We start from the raw sequence: 17,408 nt of genomic DNA, 5'->3' as shown, positions 1-17,408 counted from the left end.
CGTTCCGTTATGCGGGCTAAATATTGATACGCCCGGAATGTGACGCTGTTGGTCCAATGGGCTGGCGGGATATGCTGCGCCGAAGGAGAAGCACTGTTCCTGAGGTTGGCTGCCCGGCGCGGACGACGCCGCGCGCTGCATTGCCCGAGGTGAATGAACGGTGGTTGCCGATCAATGAGACTTCAGCCGCGCCAGGAACTGCTGTCAGTGTGGAAAGCAATATCCAGATGGTGCGGTTCGGGGCGGGCATTCTCCTGGGGCGACCGATCCGGCCGCAACTCCATCAGTGACGCCGAGTTGCTTCTCTGCCTCCTGCTGCCGCCGACGAAACTGCCCGGCATCCGTTTCGACCGTCCGGACGAGACCAAGCCGGACGTCTGCGCCGCGCTCGCCTCGTTCGGTGGTGCCGTGGAGATCCCGCAGCGGGTCGTCCGGCTCATCGGGGAGTACCTGCGGTGCTACACCGACCCCGGGACGGGGCTGCCGGAGTTCTCCGGCGGCAGCTACCTCACCACCGCGCCCGACGACGACCGGGAGCCCACCCCGGAGCAGCTGGCGCTCGAGGTGGTCGACTCGTACGCCACGTCGGTCGTGCTCACCACGGCCGCCATCGGGTTCCTGCGTGGCTACCGGCCGCAGGTCCAGCGGCCGTCCCACCGCGAAGAGATCGACAAGGTGGAGGTCGACGCGCGGAAGCGGCTGACGGCGGCGATGGCCGGGCTCCAGCGCAGCTTCACCCTCAGCGTCTTCCGGGGCGACAGCCGCGCGGGGCGGGCGCTGTGCGAGACCGTCAGCCCGGAGGAGGGTTACTCCGCCGAGCTGGTCGCCCGGATCCGGAACTCGCTGACCGACGTCATGGCCGGCCTCCGTGAGCTGGGCTCGTCCGCCGACGAGGTGGAGACGCTGCTGGAGAACCGCGACCTGCTGTTCGAGTGCGGCTGGTCCTGGGGCATCGTCCAGGGCGCGGAACCGGTCAAGACGCCGACGACCGTGTACGCCCAGCCCGGGCTCGCCGAGCCGTACCCGTACCTCTACTTCACGGTGGTGGCGGTCGACGGCATCCGTGACCTCTTCTCCCGCGAGACCCGGCTGCAGGGCCTGCTCGACGAGGAGCAGCAGTCGCTCGCCCGGATCCTCAACCTGCAGTGGGATCTGGCCCAGCGCTACTGGTCCACGATCGCCACCCTCGGCGACGATCGCTGGCCGGTCGAGGACCTGCCCTGGCGGACGACGGACGAGGAGGAGAGCGACTACTACAGTCTGCTGGTCGTCTCCCTCGTGCGGCACGCCCTGCTCGACCAGGGCGCCCCCGACTCCGACCTGGCCCGGATCGCGCGGGTGCTCGAAGACCTGGCCGACCGCGGGCGGATCAGGCGCCGGCCGCTCGCCGCCGATCCCGCCCTGAAGCTGCACCATCCGGGCACCTGGGTCGCGCTCGTCGGCGCCGAGCTCGCCGGACCGGACGCGCCCCCACTCGGCTGGCGGCTGGGTGAGCTGGGCACCCTGTTGCTCGGCCGGGCACTGGCCGTCGCGGCCCAGGCCAACGACCACCGCCTGCGGGCCCGGTTGCTGCGCCTGGCCGACGAGGCGTGGCGGCACCTGGAACGGCGTCGGCTGCGTGACGGCAAGGGGGCCGGCCTGTGGGACGAGCCGGCCAACGTGTACCCGACGCTGCCCCGCCGCGGGACGCCCAGTTGGTACCACACCACGCGGGTCATGCAGTGCATGGGCACGGCGGCCGACCTGATCCAGGGCGTGCCGCCGCCCGGCTCGATGCTGTCGGACATCGCCACCGAACTCCTGGTCGAGGCGGAGGACGTGTTCGACGAGGAGCAACTGCGCGGCTCGGGAGAGGGCGGTCCGGCGCTGCGCGACAGCCTGAGCCGGCAGGCGATCGGGCTGCGGCGGGCACGCCGGCTGCTGTCCACCCGGCCCGGCACGGCCGCCGCCCTGACCCTGGACGTCCTACGCGAGTTGGACAAACTCGCCGCGGCCCGGGAATCCGAGGTTGGAGACTAGCGTGCTGGTCTTCGCGGCGTCCGACAAGGGCGGCACCGGAAGGTCGGTCACGAGCTGCAACGTCGTGTACCGCCGCGCCCTCGCCGGTGCCGAGGTCTGCTACCTCGACTTCGACTTCGGCTCGCCCACCGCCGGATCGATCTTCCAGATCGTCGACGCCGCGCGGGGCGTGCGGGAGGGCGGCGGGCTGCACTCGTACCTGATGGAGCAGGACCCGCACGCGGCGGTCGAGGAGCCCCTGCGCATCGACGTGTGGAACCGGTCGGCCCGGGCCAGCCTGCGGCACCGCCCGCCCGGCTCCGGGCAGCTCATGCTCTTCCCGGGTGACCAGGACGGCGGTGAGTTCCGGCCGGACAAGGAGGCCCTGCGCCGGTGCGTCCGGCTGCTTCTCGCGCTCGACGAGGAGTTCGACATGTGCCTGATCGACCTCAGTGCCGGACGGTCGTACGCGACCCAGTTGGTGCTGGAGGCGACGGCCGACGCGGCGCTGCGCGGTGTGGTCGCCCGCTGGCTGGTCTTCCACCGCTGGACCCGGCAGCACATTCCGGCCGCCGCCGGCCTCGTCTACGGCAAGGACGGCATCCTCGACGTCGGTGAGCGCGCCGGGCACGACCGGGAGCGACTGGCGGCGTCGATCCGGTTCGTCCGCACCGCGGTGGTCGACCCGGACTCCGCCGAGCTGCGCGGACTGCGGCCCGCCCAGGTCGCGTGGCTGCGCGACTGCGACCAGGACCTGCGGCGGCTCGCCGCCCGGCATCGGGTCGGGCGGCTGGCGTTGCTCGGTTCGGTTCCGCTCGATCCGGTGTTGCAGTGGCGTGAGCAGCTGCTCTCCGACAACGACGTCGTCGCCCGGGACATCGCCAACCTGTCGACGGTGGCCGCGTTCGACGAGCTCGCCCGGAACCTCGTGGACGACGAAGTGTGGGCCACCACATGAGAGCCGACGCCGAGTTCTTCGAGTCGACCGCGGACGCGCGGGTGGAGTCCATTCCGCTTTCACATTTATCGATCGAGTTGGGTCATTTCTACTCCCCGGACCTCAGCCGGGACGTCGACTTTTTCGCCGACCATTTCCGTCGAATCGCCAGGTGGTCCGCGACCGCCCGGGCCGCCTGCCGCGACGCGGTCCAGGGAAAGACCGCGCGAATCAGCACGTGCGTGCTGATCGACGATTACTTCGGGCAGCCGGAGTCGCCCCGCACACTGCTGCCGAAATTGCTCGCGGCGGCCCGGGAGGGGGGCCTGGAGCTCGACTACCTCGCCCGGGAGTCCGGGTGCGCGGACCCGGTGGACCCGGCCGACGCGGACCCGGCCGAACCGGCGGACGACGCTCCGGCCGGCCTGTCGCTGGCCGAACTGGTCGAGGCGCGGATCGTGGAGGATCCACCGCCGGACAGCACCGGGGCCCGTCCACCGGTGCATCACACAGGGTGGTTGTGCAACGGGCAGCGTTCGCCGGCCACGGACCGTCACGAGGCGATGAAGCGGCCGAGCACGTGGCTGCCGCCCGCCGAGAACGCCGCCGTCAACCACTCCATCTTCGCCGACATCGAGCTGTGGCGGGACGGTGAGCGGGGCCGGCAGTGGTCCTGCGCGATGCTGGCCGCCGTGTGGCAGCTGCTGCGGCTGGGCGTCCTGCGGGACAAGGGCCGCCGGGTCGCGGTGCCGAGGCCGCTGCCGGACGAGCTGCCGGACGACTGGCGGCGGCTGCCCGCGGTGCTGCGGCTCAACGAGCGGGCGGCGCCGTTCAGCGCCTACCGGACCATGACGATCTGCGCCCCGCTGTTCCTGCCGATCGAGAACGCGGTCCGGACGATAATGCAGCAGGTGGCGGTGGATCCCGCCGTACTCGACCAGCTCGGCGGGCGCGGCGCCGACGAGGGGATCGCCCTGCCGCCCGCCGTGGTCGATCGGATCGAGTATCTGTTCGTCGACACCGGACCGGTGCACGGTGCTGGTCCTGGGTGAGGTGCAGACCACGGCCCTGCGCCATTCCGGCGACGTGCCCCGTGAGCTGGCGGAGAGCGTGCTGGCGCTGCTGGCCGGCGAGCGCGTCCGCGTCTCGGAACGCCCGATCGGGTACGCGGTCAGCCCGCACACCTTCACCGGGGTGGACTGCCGGATCGCCGCCCGCTCGGGTGCCCGGGTGCGCGGCGTGGGCACGCTCATGGGCCGGGTCTGCCTCACCGGCGGGCGGGTGTTGCAGAGCTCCGCCGTGGTGCGGGTCGAGCCGGTCGGGGGCGGCTACCGGCGGGCCTGGTCGCACTACCTGGCGCGGCTCGGTGTGGTGGAGACCCTCGGCCGGACCGACCTGCCCGGGACGGCGGCGGCCCACCTCGACGCGGACAGGCGGGCGTCCACGATGGGCATGGGCGCACTCTGCAACCGGCTCCTCGCCGAGGTGCAGGGGTCGTCGCTGCTGGACCGACGGCCGCCGGTGCGGGCGCGCCGTACGGTGCTGCGGTGGGCGGCGCTGACCGACGAGGACGTCCAGGCGGCCCGGGTGCGGCTCACCGTCCGCGAGGACGGCCTGCGGTCCGTGCGGCTGTTGCTGGGGCAGGCGGCGGTGGCCGACGTCGTCGCGCTGTGTGAGGATCTGGCGCTGCACGACTGGTTGCTGACCGCGCTGTTGTCGATCATCGAGCAGAGCCAGATCGGGGTCGGGGAGCCCGTGCAGATCATCCACCGGCTGCGGCCGGCCGTCGATCACCTGCTGCACCTGTGGATGCCGGCGGCCCGGCTGGACGGGTTCGCGCTGTCCGTCTGGGAGGGGCTGGAGGGCAGGCCCGGGCTGTCCCGACAGTGGGACGCCTCCGTGCGGCGGATCCGTGATCAGATCGCCATGGCCGCCGCGTTGGTCAACCGGGCGCCGGATGCCGTCCAGCTCTTTCGTTAGTGGATCGAACCGGGTCGACGGCGCCTCCCCTGAATGGGTTATCTTGTACGCCGCCCTGGGTAACGCAAGGCCTTTTCGGGTATTTGCGACGAATGCTACGCCGGCGTTAGATTGTGGTTATGTCTCCAGGCTGAGCAGGGATTGCATGTCGCGATTCCGCGCATGAGGACGGTAGGTGGCGGTGGTGAAGACCGAAGGTGCCGTGGTCGAGCGGCGAACCGCGGTCGGCGCGGACGCCGATCCGACCGGCTCGGGCACCACGTCGTCGCAGGCCGGGCTGACGATCGCCATCCTGCACACCGGCGAGCAGATAGAGACGGCCGCGGAGCTGCTGTGGACGGTCTGGGGCGCCAGCACCGACGCGGAGCGCAGCGAATTGATCAACGTCAGCCTGCTCCGGACCCTGTGCCACTCCGGCAACTACGTGGTGGGCGCGTACCGCGACGGCCGCATGGTCGGGTGCACCGTGGGGATGCTCGGTGCGCGCACCGGCCGACCGGATCATCTGCACTCCTACATCACCGGCGTGTCCCAGGCGGAACGCGGCCGCGGCACGGGGCTCGCGCTCAAGCGGCATCAACGCAGGTGGGCGCTGGAGCGCGGCATCGACGCCATCTCGTGGACGTACGACCCGCTGGTCTGCCGCAACGGGTACTTCAACCTGTGCAAGCTCGGCGCGACGGTCACCGCCTACCGGCCGGACTTCTACGGGCGACTCGACGACGGCGTCAACACCAACGAACGCACCGATCGGCTCCTGGTCGAGTGGGCCCTGCGTTCCGAGTGGGTCGAGCAGGCCATGACCGGCGAACCCGGGGCGATGCGGCGGCACGCCCGCGTGGTCCCCGGCGCCGAGCTGATCGCAGTACCGGAGGACATCGAGATGCTTCGGAGAACCGACCGCCAGCGGGCCCAGCGCGAGCGCTTCGCGGTACGGGACCGCTTCCTGGCGCTCTTCGCCGACAACTACCGGGTGGCGGGCATGACCAGCACCCACGAGTACGTCCTCGTGCCGGCCCACACGACCCCCTCGTACGAGCCGTGAAACTCACCCGGATCGAGCTGCACTGGGTGCGGCTGCCGCTGGTGGCGCCGTTCCGGACCTCGTTCGGCGTGGAGTACGACCGGGAAGCGCTCCTGGTGAAGGCGGTCACGCCCGACGTGGTGGGCTGGGGTGAGTGCGTCGCCCTGCCGCAGCCGCTCTACTCCGCCGAGTACGTCGACGGCGCCGCCGACGCGCTGATCCGCTTCCTCGTTCCCGCGGTCAGCGCCCTGCCCGACGTCACCGCGGCGGCGGTCGGGGCCGCCCTCACCGCCGTCAAGGGGCATCCGATGGCGAAGGCGGCGCTGGAGATCGCGATCCTGGACGCCCAGCTCCGGCAGGCCAACATGCCGCTGGCCGACTATCTCGGTGCCGTCCGACCAGCGGTTCCGTCCGGCGTGTCCGTCGGCATCATGGCGTCGATCCCGGAACTGCTCGACGCGGTCGACGGCTACCTGGCCGCCGGATACCAGCGGATCAAGCTGAAGATCCAGCCGGGCTGGGACGTGGCGCCGGTCCGCGCCGTGCGCGAGCACCTCGGTGACGCGGTGCCCCTGCAGGTGGACGCGAACGGGGCGTACACGCTCGCCGACGCCGTCCACCTCGCCAGACTGGACCCGTTCGAGCTGCTGATGATCGAACAGCCGCTGGTCGAGGACGACCTGCGCGGGCACGCCGCGCTGGCCCGGCGACTGCGTACGCCGATCTGCCTCGACGAGTCGGTCACCTCTCCCGCGCGGGCCGTCGAGGCGATCGAGTCGGGGGCCGCCGCCGTCATCAACATCAAGCCCGGTCGGGTCGGCGGATATCTGCAGGCACGACGGATCCACGACATCTGCGCCGCACACGGCGTGCCGGTGTGGGTCGGCGGCATGCTGGAAACCGGCATCGGCCGCGCGGCCAACCTGGCGCTGGCCGCGCTGCCGAACTTCTCCCTGGTCGGCGACGTGTCGGCGTCGGACCGCTTCTTCGCCCGGGACATCACCCCGCCGATCACCATGCGGGACGGTTGGATCGAGGTGCCGACCGGGCCGGGGATCGGGGTGGAACCGGACGATGCCGCACTGAAGGAGGCGTCCGTGCGCAGCGAGTGGATCGATCTCTGACGTGTCGTGACCGGGCCCCCGCCGCGCTCTGCCGGACGCTGTGGAGCTGCCCCGCCTGTGCTACCGCACCCCCCCCCGATCCGGCAGGGCTCGCACCGCTCGGCGCGTAGCCGCGTGGACCCCTGGCCGCCCCGTCGTCGCCGCCCCGTTCGTGCGGGCAGCTCCACAGGGGCCGACCGTCCGTGTCCGCCTCCCGTGCCCGGCGTCCCGCTACCGGTCGCCACGATCGGGGCAGGGCGGCCGTCGGCCGATTTCCACGGCTGGAGTCAGGAGGGCGTTCACCCGCCGGCGGCCACGAGCCGGCGGATCTCGGCGGCGGCCGGGTGTTCCGGCGCGACGGTGAGGAACCGGCGCAGGGTGGCCGCCGCCCCGGGGGAGCGGCGGTCGCGCTGCGCCAGCCCGAGCACGAGCAGGCCGTCGGGGGAGTCCGGGGCGCGGGCCAGCACCCTCCGCGCCGAGTCCTCCGCTCCGGTGGCGTCGCCGGCCCGCAGCAGCGCGAACGCCAGCCGCAGCCGGATCGCGTCGTCGGGCCGGTCCCGCAGCGCCTCCTCGTACATCCGGGCGGCGGCGTCGTAGCGGCGCTGCGCCTCCAGGTCCCGGGCCAGCGCGACGGCGACCGTCACGGGGTCCGCCGGCTCGGCCGGTGGGCCCGGCCGGTCGAGCCGGCCGGCGGTCACCGCGACCGACGCCACGAGGGCGACCACCCCGACCGAGGCGACCCGCCACGCCCGGCGGACTCCCCGGCCGGGCGGCGCGGCAGGCACGTGGGTGGGGGGCGCGCCCGCCCCGGAGCCGGCACCGGTCGGTACGACCGGCCCGGGCGGTGCGCTGGACCCGGGGGCGGGCGGCGCCGCGCGGGGCCGCAGCGTACGCAGGGCGGCCCAGCCGGCGCCCAGCAGGGCCAGCGCGGGTACGGCCCAGAGCAGCGGCCCGGCCCGGCCGGGCGCGTCGGCCAGCACCTCCGGCCCGTACCGCTCGACGAACCAGCGGCGGACCTCCTCGGCGTCCCGGCCCTGCGCGACCTGGTCCGCCACGACCTGCCGCATGGCGGCGGCGATCGGCGAGCGGGAGTCGGCGACCGACTCGCCCTGGCAGGCCGGGCAGCGCAGCCCGGCGGCCACGGCGCGCGCCGGGTCCTGGCGGTCGGTGCCGCCGGCCGACCGGGCCAGCCCCGCGCCGGCGGCGGCGAGCAGGGCCGCGAGGACGAGCGCCCCGAGGGCGGCCCGCCACCTCATCGGGCCAGCAGCGGCGCCACCCGCTGCTCCAGCCACTGCCCGGTGACCACGCCCCGCTGCCGGTCGACGATCCGGCCGTCGCGGTTCACCAGGAACGTCTCCGGCACCCCCCGGACCCCCCAGTCGACCGCCCGGGTGCCGTCCGGATCCGGCAGCACGGTCAACCCCTGCGCGCCGGTCTGCTCCAGCAGCGCGCGGACCGCGTCGGCCCCGTCCCGGACGTTCAGCCCCACCAGCCGCAGCCCCTGCGGCGACCAGCGCCGGTCGGCGTCGACCAGCAGCGGCAGCTCGTCGCGGCAGGGGCCGCACCAGGAGGCGAAGACGTTGACCAGCACCACCTGACCGCGGGCGTCGGCCAGGTCGAACCGGCCGCCGTCCAGGGTGGCGCCCGCGAGCGCCGGGGCCGGCGCGGGCATGCCGCCGGCCGCGGCGGAGTCCGGCGGCGGCGCGGGCTGACGCAGGCCGAGGGCGAGGACCGTGCCCAGGGCGGCGGTGAGCGCCAGCGCCAGCGCCGGGCCGACGCGCGGCGTACGGAAACGGGGGCGGATCATGCCGGCGTCCCGGCCGGCACCGGCCCGGGTCCCGCCGGGGCGGCGGCCCGGCGGCGCGGGCGGACGGCGCCGGCCGCCGCGAGCAGGCCCCCGGCGGCCGTCAGCGCGCCGCCGGTCCAGAGCAGCCCGACGAGCGGGTTGACCGCCAGCCGCACGGTGGCGCTGCCGCCGTCCGGGGCCACCGCGAGCAGCGTGACGTACGTGTCCCGCAGCGGCCCGGTGCGGATCGCCGGCACGGTGACGGTGGCGTCCCGGGCGGGGTGGTAGCGCAGCGCCGGCGCGACGGTACGTCCGCCGCCCGCACCGGACAGCCGCAGCCGGGCCCGGACGGTCATCGTCCCGTCCTCGGCGGTCCGGTCCACGCCGACCAGGCGCACGGACGCGCCGGCCACCCGCAGCGTCTCCCCGGTGCCGACGACCCGCTCGACGTCGCGGCCGTACGCGGCCGATCCGGCCACGCCCACGGCGACCAGGGCGATCCCGGCGTGCGCGACCAGCCCGCCGACCCGGCCGGACCGCCGGTGCCGGCGGCCGGCGGCGGCCGCGTCGGAGTCGGCGCGTCGCGGCCGGCCGGGATGCGGCATCCGCTCCGCCAGTTCCGTGGCCACGCCGGTGAGCACGAACGCCGCCGCGCCGAACGCGGCCAGCGCCGCCGGGCCGGGCCGGCTGAGCAGCCCCACCGCCGCGACGGTGGCCAGCGCGACGCCCCCGGGCACGGCGAGCCGCCGGAGTCCCCCCGCGCGGGCCGTGACCGCCGGCAGCGCCCCCATGACGAGGAGCACAGCGACCGCCAGCGGCACCGCCGTCCGCTGGTAGTAGGGCGGGCCCACCGAGGTGCGTACGCCGCCGAGCGGGCTGGACAGCAGCGGGAAGACCGTGCCGACGAGCACCACTGCCGCGATCGTCACCAGCAGCACGCCGTTGGCCAGCACGGCGGTGCTGCGGGACAGGGCCGGCGCGGCGGCGCGGCGGGGCGGCTCGGGCGTCCGCCGGCCGGCCAGGAGGGTCGCCGCGACCACCGCCAGCAGCACGAAGCCGAGCAGCATCGGCCCCAGCGGCGAGTCCGTGAAGGCGTGCACGCTGGACACCGCCCCGGAGCGGGTGAGGAACGTGCCGAACAGCACCAGCACGAAGCTCGCGCAGGCCAGCACCAGGTTCCAGCCGGCCCGGCCGGCGCCGCGGCGGGTGGCGGTGTGCAGGAACGCGGTGGCGGTGAGCCACGGCAGCAGGGAGGCGTTCTCCACCGGGTCCCACGCCCAGTAGCCGCCCCAGCCCAGCACCGCGTACGACCACCAGGCGCCGAGCCCGATGCCCGCGGTCAGCGCCGCCCAGGCGGCCAGCGTCCACGGGCGGGCGGCCCGCACCCAGTCCCGCCCCTGCGGCCCGGCCAGCGGCGCGGCGAGCGCGAACGCGAACGGCACCACCAGGCCCAGGTACCCGGCGTACAGCAGCGGCGGGTGCACGCCCATCGCCGGGTGCTGCTGCAGCAGCGGGTTCGGGCCCGGACCGTCGGCGGGCACCGGGCTGACCGGCCGGAACGGGTTCGCCGCGAACGCGGACAGCGCGAAGAAGAACACGGTCACGGTGCTGACGACCGCCATGGCGTACGCGTGCAGCCGGGCCGGGTACCGGCGACGGTGGGCCAGCAGGGCGGCGAACCCGGCGAGGACCAGCAGCCAGAGCAGCAGTGACCCGTCCAGCGCCGCCCAGAGGCTGGTCACGGTGTGGTACGCCGGGACGTGCCGCCCGCCGTTCTCCGCGACGAACTCCACGCCGAAGTCGTGCCGCAGCAGGGCCGCCTCCAGCAGGGCGCAGGCGACGGCGGCGGCCGCCAGGGTCGCGGCGGAGGCCAGCCGGGCCGGTCGGGTGGGTGCGGCGAACAGGGCCACCCGCAGCCAGAGCAGGGCGGTCAGGGTCGCGCAGAGCAGTCCGGCGGCGAGGCTCGCGGTGCCCAGGTCACCGAGCACGGGCGGGCTCCGGGGGGCTGGTGGCCGGGCGGTACTCGTTGCCGTGCCGGACCACGACGTGGTCGGCGTGGAACACGCCGTCGGGCGACAGCGTGCCCTCGACGACCGCCCCCTCGCCCTCCCGGAACGTCTCCGGCGGCACGCCGCGCTGCTCGACGGTGATCTCCCGGCCGCCCTCGGCGAGGCGGAAGACCAGCAGGTCGCCGTCGCGGCGCAGCGACCCGGGCACGACGTCGCCGCCGAGGCGGACCCGGTCCCGTGCCCCGGCGGGGTCGCCGAGCACCTCGGCGGGGGTGCGGTAGTAGGTGAGGGTGTCGGCCAGCACGGCGGCGACCAGCAGCGCGCCGGCGGCGGCCAGCACGGCGACGACGGCGGCCCGGCCGGCCCGGCGACGGCTCATCCGACCCGGGCCGGGAGGCGCTCGGCGGCGGGGGCGGCGTCCGCGCCGAGTCGGCGTTCCAGCCGGACCACCCGGTGCAGCAGGACGCAGAGCGCGGCGAGGGTGGCGGCGGCCGCGGCGAGGAGCAGGGCGAGGCCCATGCGTGGGTCGATCGGTGGGCGGTCGGGGGCGAGCACGGTGGCCTGCTGGTGCAGCGACCGCCACCAGAGGACGGAGAAGTGGACCACCGGTACGAGTAGGAATGCGGTTGTGCCGAGGATCGCGGCCGGTCGGGCTGTCTGGTGGCTGTTGCCGTTGTGGGTTCCGGTGTGTTCGGCGGCTGCGTGGCGTAGGGCGAGGTAGCCGGTGTAGGTGAGCAGGAGCAGGGCGGTGCTGACGAGTCGGGGGTCCCAGGCCCACCAGGTGCCCCAGACCAGTCGGCCCCAGAGGGCTCCGGTGGCGATGGCTGCGGCGGTCAGGGTGACGCCGACTTCGGCGGCGGCTCGGGCGAACCGGTCCCAGCGTAGGTCGCGGCCGTGCAGGTATGCTCCGCTGCTGGCGAGTACGACGGCGAATGCGGCGTATGCGGTCCAGGCGGCGGGGACGTGCAGGTACATCAGCCGTTGTGCCTGGCCTTGCACCTCGTCGGGTGGTGCGAGCCAGCCCCCGGTCACGGTTGCTGCGGCGGCGAGTCCGGCGGCGAGCCATGCCATCGTTCGGCGGGCGGCGGCGGCCCGGGCGGTGTCCGCGACGAGGTCCACGCTGCGGGCGCGCATGATCTCCCTGTCCGCGCCCCGGAGGGCGCTCCGCTGAGGGTGGGGACTGTGGAGCCCACGATAAGGCGCTCGGCCCCACATACGGCACCTTTCGGAATAAAACGGATGAAGCCGGGCGGCCGCGATTAGGGTTCTTCCCGGTGAAGACGACAGTGGAAACCAGGTCACGCTCGGCCCGGCGGCAGCGCCGGCCCCGGGCGGTGCTGCCGCTGCTGTCCGGCCTGCTGCTGCTCGCCGGCTGTTCCGGCGACAGCCCGTCGGCGTTGAATCCCGCCGGGACCGGGGCGGCGCGGATCAACGGCCTCTGGTGGCTGCTGTTCTGGATCTCCGTGGTGGTCTTCGTCGAGGTCATGGCGCTGCTCGCCTGGGCGCTGGTGTTCCGGCGGGGCGCCGCACGGGTGCGCCACGGCCAGCCGCTGCGGTTCGTGACCATAGCCGGGGCCGCGATTCCCTTCGTCATCCTGGTGGCCGTCTACGGGGTCGGCCTGCGGGACCTCGCCGCGCTCGGTGCCGGTCCGGGCCGGGACGCACTGACCGTGGAGGTCACCGGCCACAAGTGGTGGTGGGAGGTGCGCTACCCGGACGCCTCCGGCGCCACAGCCAACGAGATTCACATCCCGGTGGGGGAGCGGGTCAAGGTGCGCCTGCGGACCGCCGACGTGCTGCACAGCTTCTGGGTGCCGCAGCTCATGCCGAAGACGGACCTGATCGCCGGCGAGACCCGGGAGACCTGGTTGGAGGCGCGGAAGGCCGGTAGCTACCGTGGCCAGTGCGCCGAGTACTGCGGCACCCAGCACGCCCACATGGCGTTCCTGGTGGTGGCGCAGTCCCGCGCCGAGTTCGATGCCTGGCTGGCCCGGCTGGACGCTCCGGCCCGGGCGCCCCGGACCGACGCCGAGCGGCGCGGGCAGCAGGCGTTCGTGCAGGGCACCTGCGCCGCCTGCCACTCGATCCGGGGCACCGGCGCGCAGGGGCGGGTGGGGCCCGACCTGTCGAACGTGGGCTCGCGGTGGAGCATCGGCGCCGGGGCGGTGCCCAACGACGCCGGGCACCTCGGCGGGTGGATCGCCAACTCCCAGACCGTCAAGCCCGGCAACGCGATGCCCCCGCAGCCGGTCGACGCCGCCCGGTTGCCCGACCTCATCGCCTACCTGCGGTCACTGGAGTAGGTGCGACGATGTCCACCACCACCGGCACACCGCCCGGCGTCGGGCGGGACGACCTGGAGCGGCTGACCGAGCACTGGGAGGAGCCCCGGTCGCTGCGCGCCTGGTTCACCACGGTGGACCACAAGAAGATCGGCCGGCGTTACCTGGTCACCGCCGGGTTCTTCTTCGCCCTCGCCGGACTCGGCGCACTGACCATGCGTACCCAGCTCGCCCGGCCCGAGGCGGAGGTCCTGTCCCCGCAGGAGTACAACCAGCTGTTCACCATGCACGGCACGGCGATGATCTTCCTGTTCGCCACCCCGATGCTGTTCGGCTTCGGCAACTTCCTCGTCCCGCTGATGATCGGTTCCCGGGACATGGCGTTCCCGAGGTTGAACGCCTTCGGCTACTGGGTGTTCCTGTTCGCCGGGCTGTTCATGTGGGCGAGCCTGCCCTTCGGCGCCGCCCCGAACAACGGCTGGTTCGCCTACGCGCCGCTGAACGACGTGCGGAACAACCCCGGCCTGCACATGGACGTCTACGCGCTCGGCCTGCTCTTCCTCGGCATCTCGACCACGGCGGGCGCGATCAACTTCATCGTCACCGCGCTCAAGCTGCGCGCGCCGGGGATGTCGCTCAACCGGGTGCCGCTGTTCGTCTGGGCGATCGTGGCCACCGCGTTCATGGTGATCTTCGCACTGCCGGCGTTGAACACGGACAACGCGCTACTCTTCCTCGACCGCCGGTTCGGCGCCCACTTCTTCGACCCGTCCCACGGCGGGAACGTGCTGCTCTGGCAGCACCTGTTCTGGATCTTCGGGCATCCCGACGTGTACATCATCGTGATGCCGGCGCTGGGCATCGTCTCCGCCGTGCTGCCCGCCTTCACCCGCCGGGGCGTCGTCGGCTACCCGCTCATCGTGCTGGCGATCGTCGCGATCTCGATCATCTCGTTCGGGGTGTGGGTACACCACATGTTCGCCACCGGACTGCCGCAGCTGTCGTACAGCTTCTTCAGCGCGGCCAGCACGATCATCACCATCCCGTCCGGAATCCAGATCTTCGCCTGGCTGGCCACCATGCTGCTCGGCCGGCTGGTGCTCCGCGCGCCGCTGCTGTTCGTCATCGGGTTCATCGTGACCTTCGTGCTCGGTGGCTTCACCGGCGCGATGTTCGCGCTGACCGCGTTCGACCAGCAGGTCACCGACTCCTACTTCGTGGTGGCCCACTTCCACTACGTGCTGGTCGGCGGCGCGGTCTTCCCGATCCTCGCGGGCATCTACTACTGGCTGCCCAAGATGACCGGCCGGATGTACCACGAGGGGCTCGCCCGGTGGGCGTTCTGGCTGTTCTTCACCGGCATGCACGTCACGTTCTTCCCCATGCACCTCTACGGCCTGTTCGGCATGCCCCGGCGGGTCTACACCTACCGCGGTGACCTGGGGTGGAACGGATGGAACCTGGTCAGCACGATCGGGGCGTACCTGCTGGCGGTCAGCCTGCTGCTGGTGCTCATCGGGGTGGTGCACGCGGTACGGCGGGGCCGGCCCGCGCCGGCCGACCCGTGGGACGGGGACAGCCTCGAATGGTCCACCGCGTCACCGCCCGAGCCGTACAACTTCCCGGTGATCCCGCAGGTGCACAGCCTGCATCCCGCCTGGGACGAGCGCACCGTCGAGTCGACCAGCTCGGGGGCGACCGAGGACCGCATCCTCAGCCACGGCCGGCGCACCCTGTTCACCAGTGAGCTGGACGCGCGCCCCGAGCGGGCGGTGCGGATGCCGGAGCCCACCTTCAAGCCCCTGGTGCTCGCCGGCGCGCTGCTGGTCTTCTTCGTCGCCATGCTGCTGGCCTGGTACCCGGTCGCCGTCGCCGCGGTGGCGGCGGTGGCGGCGACGGTCGCGGCCTGGCTCTGGCCGACGCGCCGCCCGGACGAGGAACTCGGAGTCGCGTCATGACGGACCGGGGCGGAGTCGTGGCCGCGGCCACCGGCGCCGAGGCGCTCACCACGGAACTGCCGGTGGGCCGGCCGACCGGCTGGTGGGGCATGGTGATGTTCGTGGCCACCGAGGCCACCCTCTTCGCCTGCCTGCTCGGCAGCTACTTCTACCTGCGCTTCCAGTACGGCCCGCAGTGGCCGCCCCCCGGCATCGAGGATCCGACGCTGCTCAAGCCGCTGGTGATGACGGCGATCCTGGTGCCCAGCAGCCTGCCGGTCATGTGGGCCGAGCGCGGCATCCGGCACGGCCAACGCCGGCGGCTGCGGCTCGGGATGGCGGCCACTCTCCTGATGGGGACGACCTTCCTGCTGTTGCAGGGCACCGAGTACGACGAGAAGCTGCACATGTTCAGCCTGACCACCAACGCGTACGGCTCGCTGTTCTACGTCATCACCGGATTCCACGGGCTGCACGTGCTGGTCGGACTGACCATGATCGGCTGGCTGCTCGTCGCGTCCCTGCGCGGCGGCAGCTTCGGCGCCCACCGCCACGACCGGGTCCGCAACGTCGCCATCTACTGGCACTTCGTCGACACGGTCTGGGTGGCCATCCTGTTCACCATCTACCTCTCCCCGCGGTTGTGATGAGCGCCCAGCCCGGTCCGCGGATCCGCCTGGCCGGCGGGCTGCTGCTCTGGTACGGCGTGCTCGGTGGCGCCGTCGCCTGGGCGGTGCACCTGCTCGCCGCCTGGAGCCTGGACGAGCTGGCCTGCGCCGCCGGGTCCCAGCACATCTCCGGCGTGCCGCTCTGGCAGGCGCTCGGCATCGCCGTGGTCGTGCCCGCCGTGGCCACCGCGGGAGCGCTTCTGGTGGCCGCGCTCGTGTGGTGGCGGACCGCGCGGGCGCAGGCGGCGGGCGACGCGGACCGGGCGACGAGCCGGTCCCGGCTGCTCGCCGTGGTGGGCGTCTGGGCGAACCTGCTGTTTCTGGCGATCATCGTGCTCGGCGGGGTCGCCGTGTTGGTGTTCCCGCCATGTCAGGGATGAGCGGCTACCGGGCCCACGGGCCCGGCCCGGGCGACGTCGCGGACGGCCTGCTGACCATGCTGGTCGTCGCCGGGCTCTGCCTGATCGCGGCCGGCTACGGCCGGGGCGTGCACGAGGTGTGGACGCGCCGTGGCCCCGGCCGGGTGGTGCCGGGCTGGCGGGTGGGCGCGTTCGCCGGCGGGCTGCTGGTGGCGCTGGCGGCTGACCAGGGCCCGCTGCATCGGCTGGCGGAGTCCTCCTTCGCCGGGCACATGGCCCAGCACATGCTGTTCGCGCTGGTGGCTGGCCCCCTGCTCGCGGCCGGCGCGGCCGGGCTGCCGCTGACCCTGGCCGCGCCGCGGTCGCTGCGCCGGCAGTTGGCCCGCGTGCGGGCCGCACGGCCGGTGCGCTGGCTGCGCCGTCCGACCCGGTACGCCCTGCTGGCCGGAGCGGGGCAGACCCTCGTCCTGTGGCTGTGGCACCTGCCGGGCCCGTACGTCGCCGCGGTGGACCACCCGGTCGTGCACACCGCCGAGCACCTGAGCCTGGTGGCGGCGGCCTGGCTGCTGTGGGCGCCCGTGCTCGGCGCGGCCCGGCACCGCACCCCGGCGCCGGTGTCGGTGCTGCTGCTGGTCGGCACCATGCTGCCCGCCTCGGCCCTCGGCGCGGCCCTCACCTTCGCCCCCGAACCGGTCTATCCCGCGCGCGTGCTCGGCCCCGACCCGCTGGCCGACCAGCAGCTCGCCGGGCTGCTGATGTGGGCGCCGATGGACCTGGTCGTGCTGGTGGCCACCTTGGCGATCTTTGGGAGCTGGCTGCTGCGACTGGACCGGGAGCGGCCCGACCGTCTGGTCGCCGCCTGTCCGGGCCGGCCCCCGCAGCCGGCGGCGACCGGCACCGCGACGGAAGGAATGGTGCGATGAGCGGTCGGCTCTGGATTCTGGCGACCGTGCTGGCGGTGCTGCCGGTCGTCGCCGTGACCGGGTGCTCCTCGACGTCGCCACCGCCGCCCCCCGAGTCCCGGGCCGGCCGCCCCGACCGGGGTGCGCAGCTGATCGCCCGGTACGGCTGCGGCTCGTGCCACACCATCCCCGGCGTCGCTCGGGCCGACGGACTCGTGGGGCCGCCGCTGACCCGCTTCGGCGCCCGTTCCTACGTCGCCGGTGAGCTGCCCAACAACGCGGACAACCTGCAACGGTGGATCATGGATCCGCAGGCCGTCGAGCCGGGCACCGCCATGCCGAAGCTGGGCGTCAGCGCGATCGACGCGCAGGACATCGCGGCCTACCTCTACACCCTGGACTGATCGATGCGGCGACGACGAA

Annotated in this window: 17 protein-coding genes; 12 read left to right on the top strand and 5 right to left on the bottom strand. The window is 73.7% G+C overall.

All coding sequences use genetic code 11. The annotated features are described in order from the left end of the window. Window positions 1-153: 153 nt before the first annotated feature. The 6 genes from ABGB16_RS12620 to menC all read left to right on the top strand — a co-directional run bounded on the left by ABGB16_RS12620 (window position 154) and on the right by menC (window position 7,063). The gene (locus tag ABGB16_RS12620) at window positions 154-2,019 is read left to right on the top strand and encodes an SCO2524 family protein (protein ID WP_347668199.1); all 1,866 of its coding nucleotides are present in this window, start codon (window positions 154-156) and stop codon (window positions 2,017-2,019) included. Next, window positions 2,009-2,956 carry an SCO2523 family variant P-loop protein gene (locus ABGB16_RS12615; protein WP_347668198.1) on the top strand — a complete coding sequence of 316 codons (948 nt, stop codon included), beginning with the start codon at window positions 2,009-2,011 and terminating at the stop codon, window positions 2,954-2,956. The genes ABGB16_RS12620 and ABGB16_RS12615 overlap by 11 nt, the downstream gene beginning before the upstream one ends. Beyond that, window positions 2,953-3,987, top strand: coding sequence for an SCO2522 family protein (locus ABGB16_RS12610; RefSeq protein WP_347668197.1), 1,035 nt, complete (start codon window positions 2,953-2,955; stop codon window positions 3,985-3,987). Before ABGB16_RS12615 ends, ABGB16_RS12610 begins: the two co-directional genes overlap by 4 nt. After that, window positions 3,971-4,915, top strand: coding sequence for an SCO2521 family protein (locus ABGB16_RS12605; RefSeq protein WP_347668196.1), 945 nt, complete (start codon window positions 3,971-3,973; stop codon window positions 4,913-4,915). The genes ABGB16_RS12610 and ABGB16_RS12605 overlap by 17 nt, the downstream gene beginning before the upstream one ends. Before the next feature lie 184 nt (window positions 4,916-5,099). Then, complete coding sequence (locus ABGB16_RS12600) at window positions 5,100-5,960, top strand: GNAT family N-acetyltransferase (protein ID WP_347668195.1); 861 nt, start codon at window positions 5,100-5,102, stop codon at window positions 5,958-5,960. After that, on the top strand, window positions 5,957-7,063 hold the full coding sequence (gene menC / locus ABGB16_RS12595) for an o-succinylbenzoate synthase (RefSeq protein ID WP_347668194.1): 1,107 nt from the start codon (window positions 5,957-5,959) through the stop codon (window positions 7,061-7,063). The genes ABGB16_RS12600 and menC overlap by 4 nt, the downstream gene beginning before the upstream one ends. Before the next feature lie 278 nt (window positions 7,064-7,341). Here menC and ABGB16_RS12590 read toward each other — a convergent pair whose 3' ends face one another. Genes ABGB16_RS12590 through ccsA form a run of 5 tightly spaced genes read right to left on the bottom strand, consistent with a single transcriptional unit; the run spans window position 7,342 to window position 11,971 of the window. Continuing rightward, a complete protein-coding gene (locus tag ABGB16_RS12590) occupies window positions 7,342-8,298 on the bottom strand; it encodes a cytochrome c-type biogenesis protein CcmH (RefSeq protein WP_347668193.1) in 957 nt (318 codons plus the stop codon). Then, window positions 8,295-8,849 carry a TlpA disulfide reductase family protein gene (locus tag ABGB16_RS12585; RefSeq protein WP_347668192.1) on the bottom strand — a complete coding sequence of 185 codons (555 nt, stop codon included), beginning with the start codon at window positions 8,847-8,849 and terminating at the stop codon, window positions 8,295-8,297. The genes ABGB16_RS12590 and ABGB16_RS12585 overlap by 4 nt, the downstream gene beginning before the upstream one ends. Then, window positions 8,846-10,816: a cytochrome c-type biogenesis CcmF C-terminal domain-containing protein gene (locus ABGB16_RS12580; RefSeq protein WP_347668191.1), complete on the bottom strand. Its 1,971-nt coding sequence runs from the start codon at window positions 10,814-10,816 to the stop codon at window positions 8,846-8,848. The genes ABGB16_RS12585 and ABGB16_RS12580 overlap by 4 nt, the downstream gene beginning before the upstream one ends. Then, on the bottom strand, window positions 10,806-11,216 hold the full coding sequence (locus ABGB16_RS12575; protein ID WP_347668190.1) for a cytochrome c maturation protein CcmE: 411 nt from the start codon (window positions 11,214-11,216) through the stop codon (window positions 10,806-10,808). The genes ABGB16_RS12580 and ABGB16_RS12575 overlap by 11 nt, the downstream gene beginning before the upstream one ends. Next, window positions 11,213-11,971 carry a cytochrome c biogenesis protein CcsA gene (ccsA, locus tag ABGB16_RS12570; RefSeq protein ID WP_347668189.1) on the bottom strand — a complete coding sequence of 253 codons (759 nt, stop codon included), beginning with the start codon at window positions 11,969-11,971 and terminating at the stop codon, window positions 11,213-11,215. Before ccsA ends, ABGB16_RS12575 begins: the two co-directional genes overlap by 4 nt. A gap of 140 nt (window positions 11,972-12,111) precedes the next feature. Here ccsA and coxB point away from each other — a divergent pair, with 140 nt between their 5' ends. The 6 genes from coxB to ABGB16_RS12540 are packed head-to-tail and all read left to right on the top strand — an operon-like array spanning window position 12,112 to window position 17,389. Further along, window positions 12,112-13,140 (top strand): cytochrome c oxidase subunit II, encoded by a 1,029-nt coding sequence (coxB, locus tag ABGB16_RS12565; protein ID WP_347668188.1) that lies wholly within the window; start codon window positions 12,112-12,114, stop codon window positions 13,138-13,140. An 8-nt stretch (window positions 13,141-13,148) separates the two neighbouring features. Further along, the gene (gene ctaD, locus ABGB16_RS12560; RefSeq protein ID WP_347668187.1) at window positions 13,149-15,077 is read left to right on the top strand and encodes a cytochrome c oxidase subunit I; all 1,929 of its coding nucleotides are present in this window, start codon (window positions 13,149-13,151) and stop codon (window positions 15,075-15,077) included. After that, window positions 15,074-15,703 carry a heme-copper oxidase subunit III gene (locus ABGB16_RS12555; RefSeq protein WP_347668186.1) on the top strand — a complete coding sequence of 210 codons (630 nt, stop codon included), beginning with the start codon at window positions 15,074-15,076 and terminating at the stop codon, window positions 15,701-15,703. The genes ctaD and ABGB16_RS12555 overlap by 4 nt, the downstream gene beginning before the upstream one ends. Continuing rightward, the gene (locus ABGB16_RS12550; RefSeq protein ID WP_347668185.1) at window positions 15,703-16,104 is read left to right on the top strand and encodes a hypothetical protein; all 402 of its coding nucleotides are present in this window, start codon (window positions 15,703-15,705) and stop codon (window positions 16,102-16,104) included. The genes ABGB16_RS12555 and ABGB16_RS12550 overlap by 1 nt, the downstream gene beginning before the upstream one ends. Then, window positions 16,101-17,006 carry a cytochrome c oxidase assembly protein gene (locus ABGB16_RS12545; protein WP_347668184.1) on the top strand — a complete coding sequence of 302 codons (906 nt, stop codon included), beginning with the start codon at window positions 16,101-16,103 and terminating at the stop codon, window positions 17,004-17,006. Before ABGB16_RS12550 ends, ABGB16_RS12545 begins: the two co-directional genes overlap by 4 nt. Continuing rightward, a complete protein-coding gene (locus ABGB16_RS12540) occupies window positions 17,003-17,389 on the top strand; it encodes a c-type cytochrome (protein ID WP_347668183.1) in 387 nt (128 codons plus the stop codon). The genes ABGB16_RS12545 and ABGB16_RS12540 overlap by 4 nt, the downstream gene beginning before the upstream one ends. Window positions 17,390-17,408: the final 19 nt, after the last annotated feature.

This window comes from Micromonospora sp. B11E3 (assembly GCF_039871625.1).
Classification (GTDB): Bacteria; Actinomycetota; Actinomycetes; order Mycobacteriales; family Micromonosporaceae; genus Micromonospora.
This window is presented reverse-complemented; position numbering and strand designations above follow the sequence as displayed.

Coding starts and splice junctions, on each gene's coding strand:
- ABGB16_RS12620 (WP_347668199.1), top strand. CDS start 154: ATGAACGGTGGTTGCCGATCAATGAGACTTCAGCCGCGCCAGGAACTG.
- ABGB16_RS12610 (WP_347668197.1), top strand. CDS start 2,953: ATGAGAGCCGACGCCGAGTTCTTCGAGTCGACCGCGGACGCGCGGGTG.
- ABGB16_RS12590 (WP_347668193.1), bottom strand. CDS start 8,298: ATGAGGTGGCGGGCCGCCCTCGGGGCGCTCGTCCTCGCGGCCCTGCTC.
- ABGB16_RS12585 (WP_347668192.1), bottom strand. CDS start 8,849: ATGATCCGCCCCCGTTTCCGTACGCCGCGCGTCGGCCCGGCGCTGGCG.
- ABGB16_RS12575 (WP_347668190.1), bottom strand. CDS start 11,216: ATGAGCCGTCGCCGGGCCGGCCGGGCCGCCGTCGTCGCCGTGCTGGCC.
- ccsA (WP_347668189.1), bottom strand. CDS start 11,971: ATGCGCGCCCGCAGCGTGGACCTCGTCGCGGACACCGCCCGGGCCGCC.
- ctaD (WP_347668187.1), top strand. CDS start 13,149: ATGTCCACCACCACCGGCACACCGCCCGGCGTCGGGCGGGACGACCTG.
- ABGB16_RS12555 (WP_347668186.1), top strand. CDS start 15,074: ATGACGGACCGGGGCGGAGTCGTGGCCGCGGCCACCGGCGCCGAGGCG.
- ABGB16_RS12550 (WP_347668185.1), top strand. CDS start 15,703: ATGAGCGCCCAGCCCGGTCCGCGGATCCGCCTGGCCGGCGGGCTGCTG.
- ABGB16_RS12545 (WP_347668184.1), top strand. CDS start 16,101: ATGAGCGGCTACCGGGCCCACGGGCCCGGCCCGGGCGACGTCGCGGAC.
- ABGB16_RS12540 (WP_347668183.1), top strand. CDS start 17,003: ATGAGCGGTCGGCTCTGGATTCTGGCGACCGTGCTGGCGGTGCTGCCG.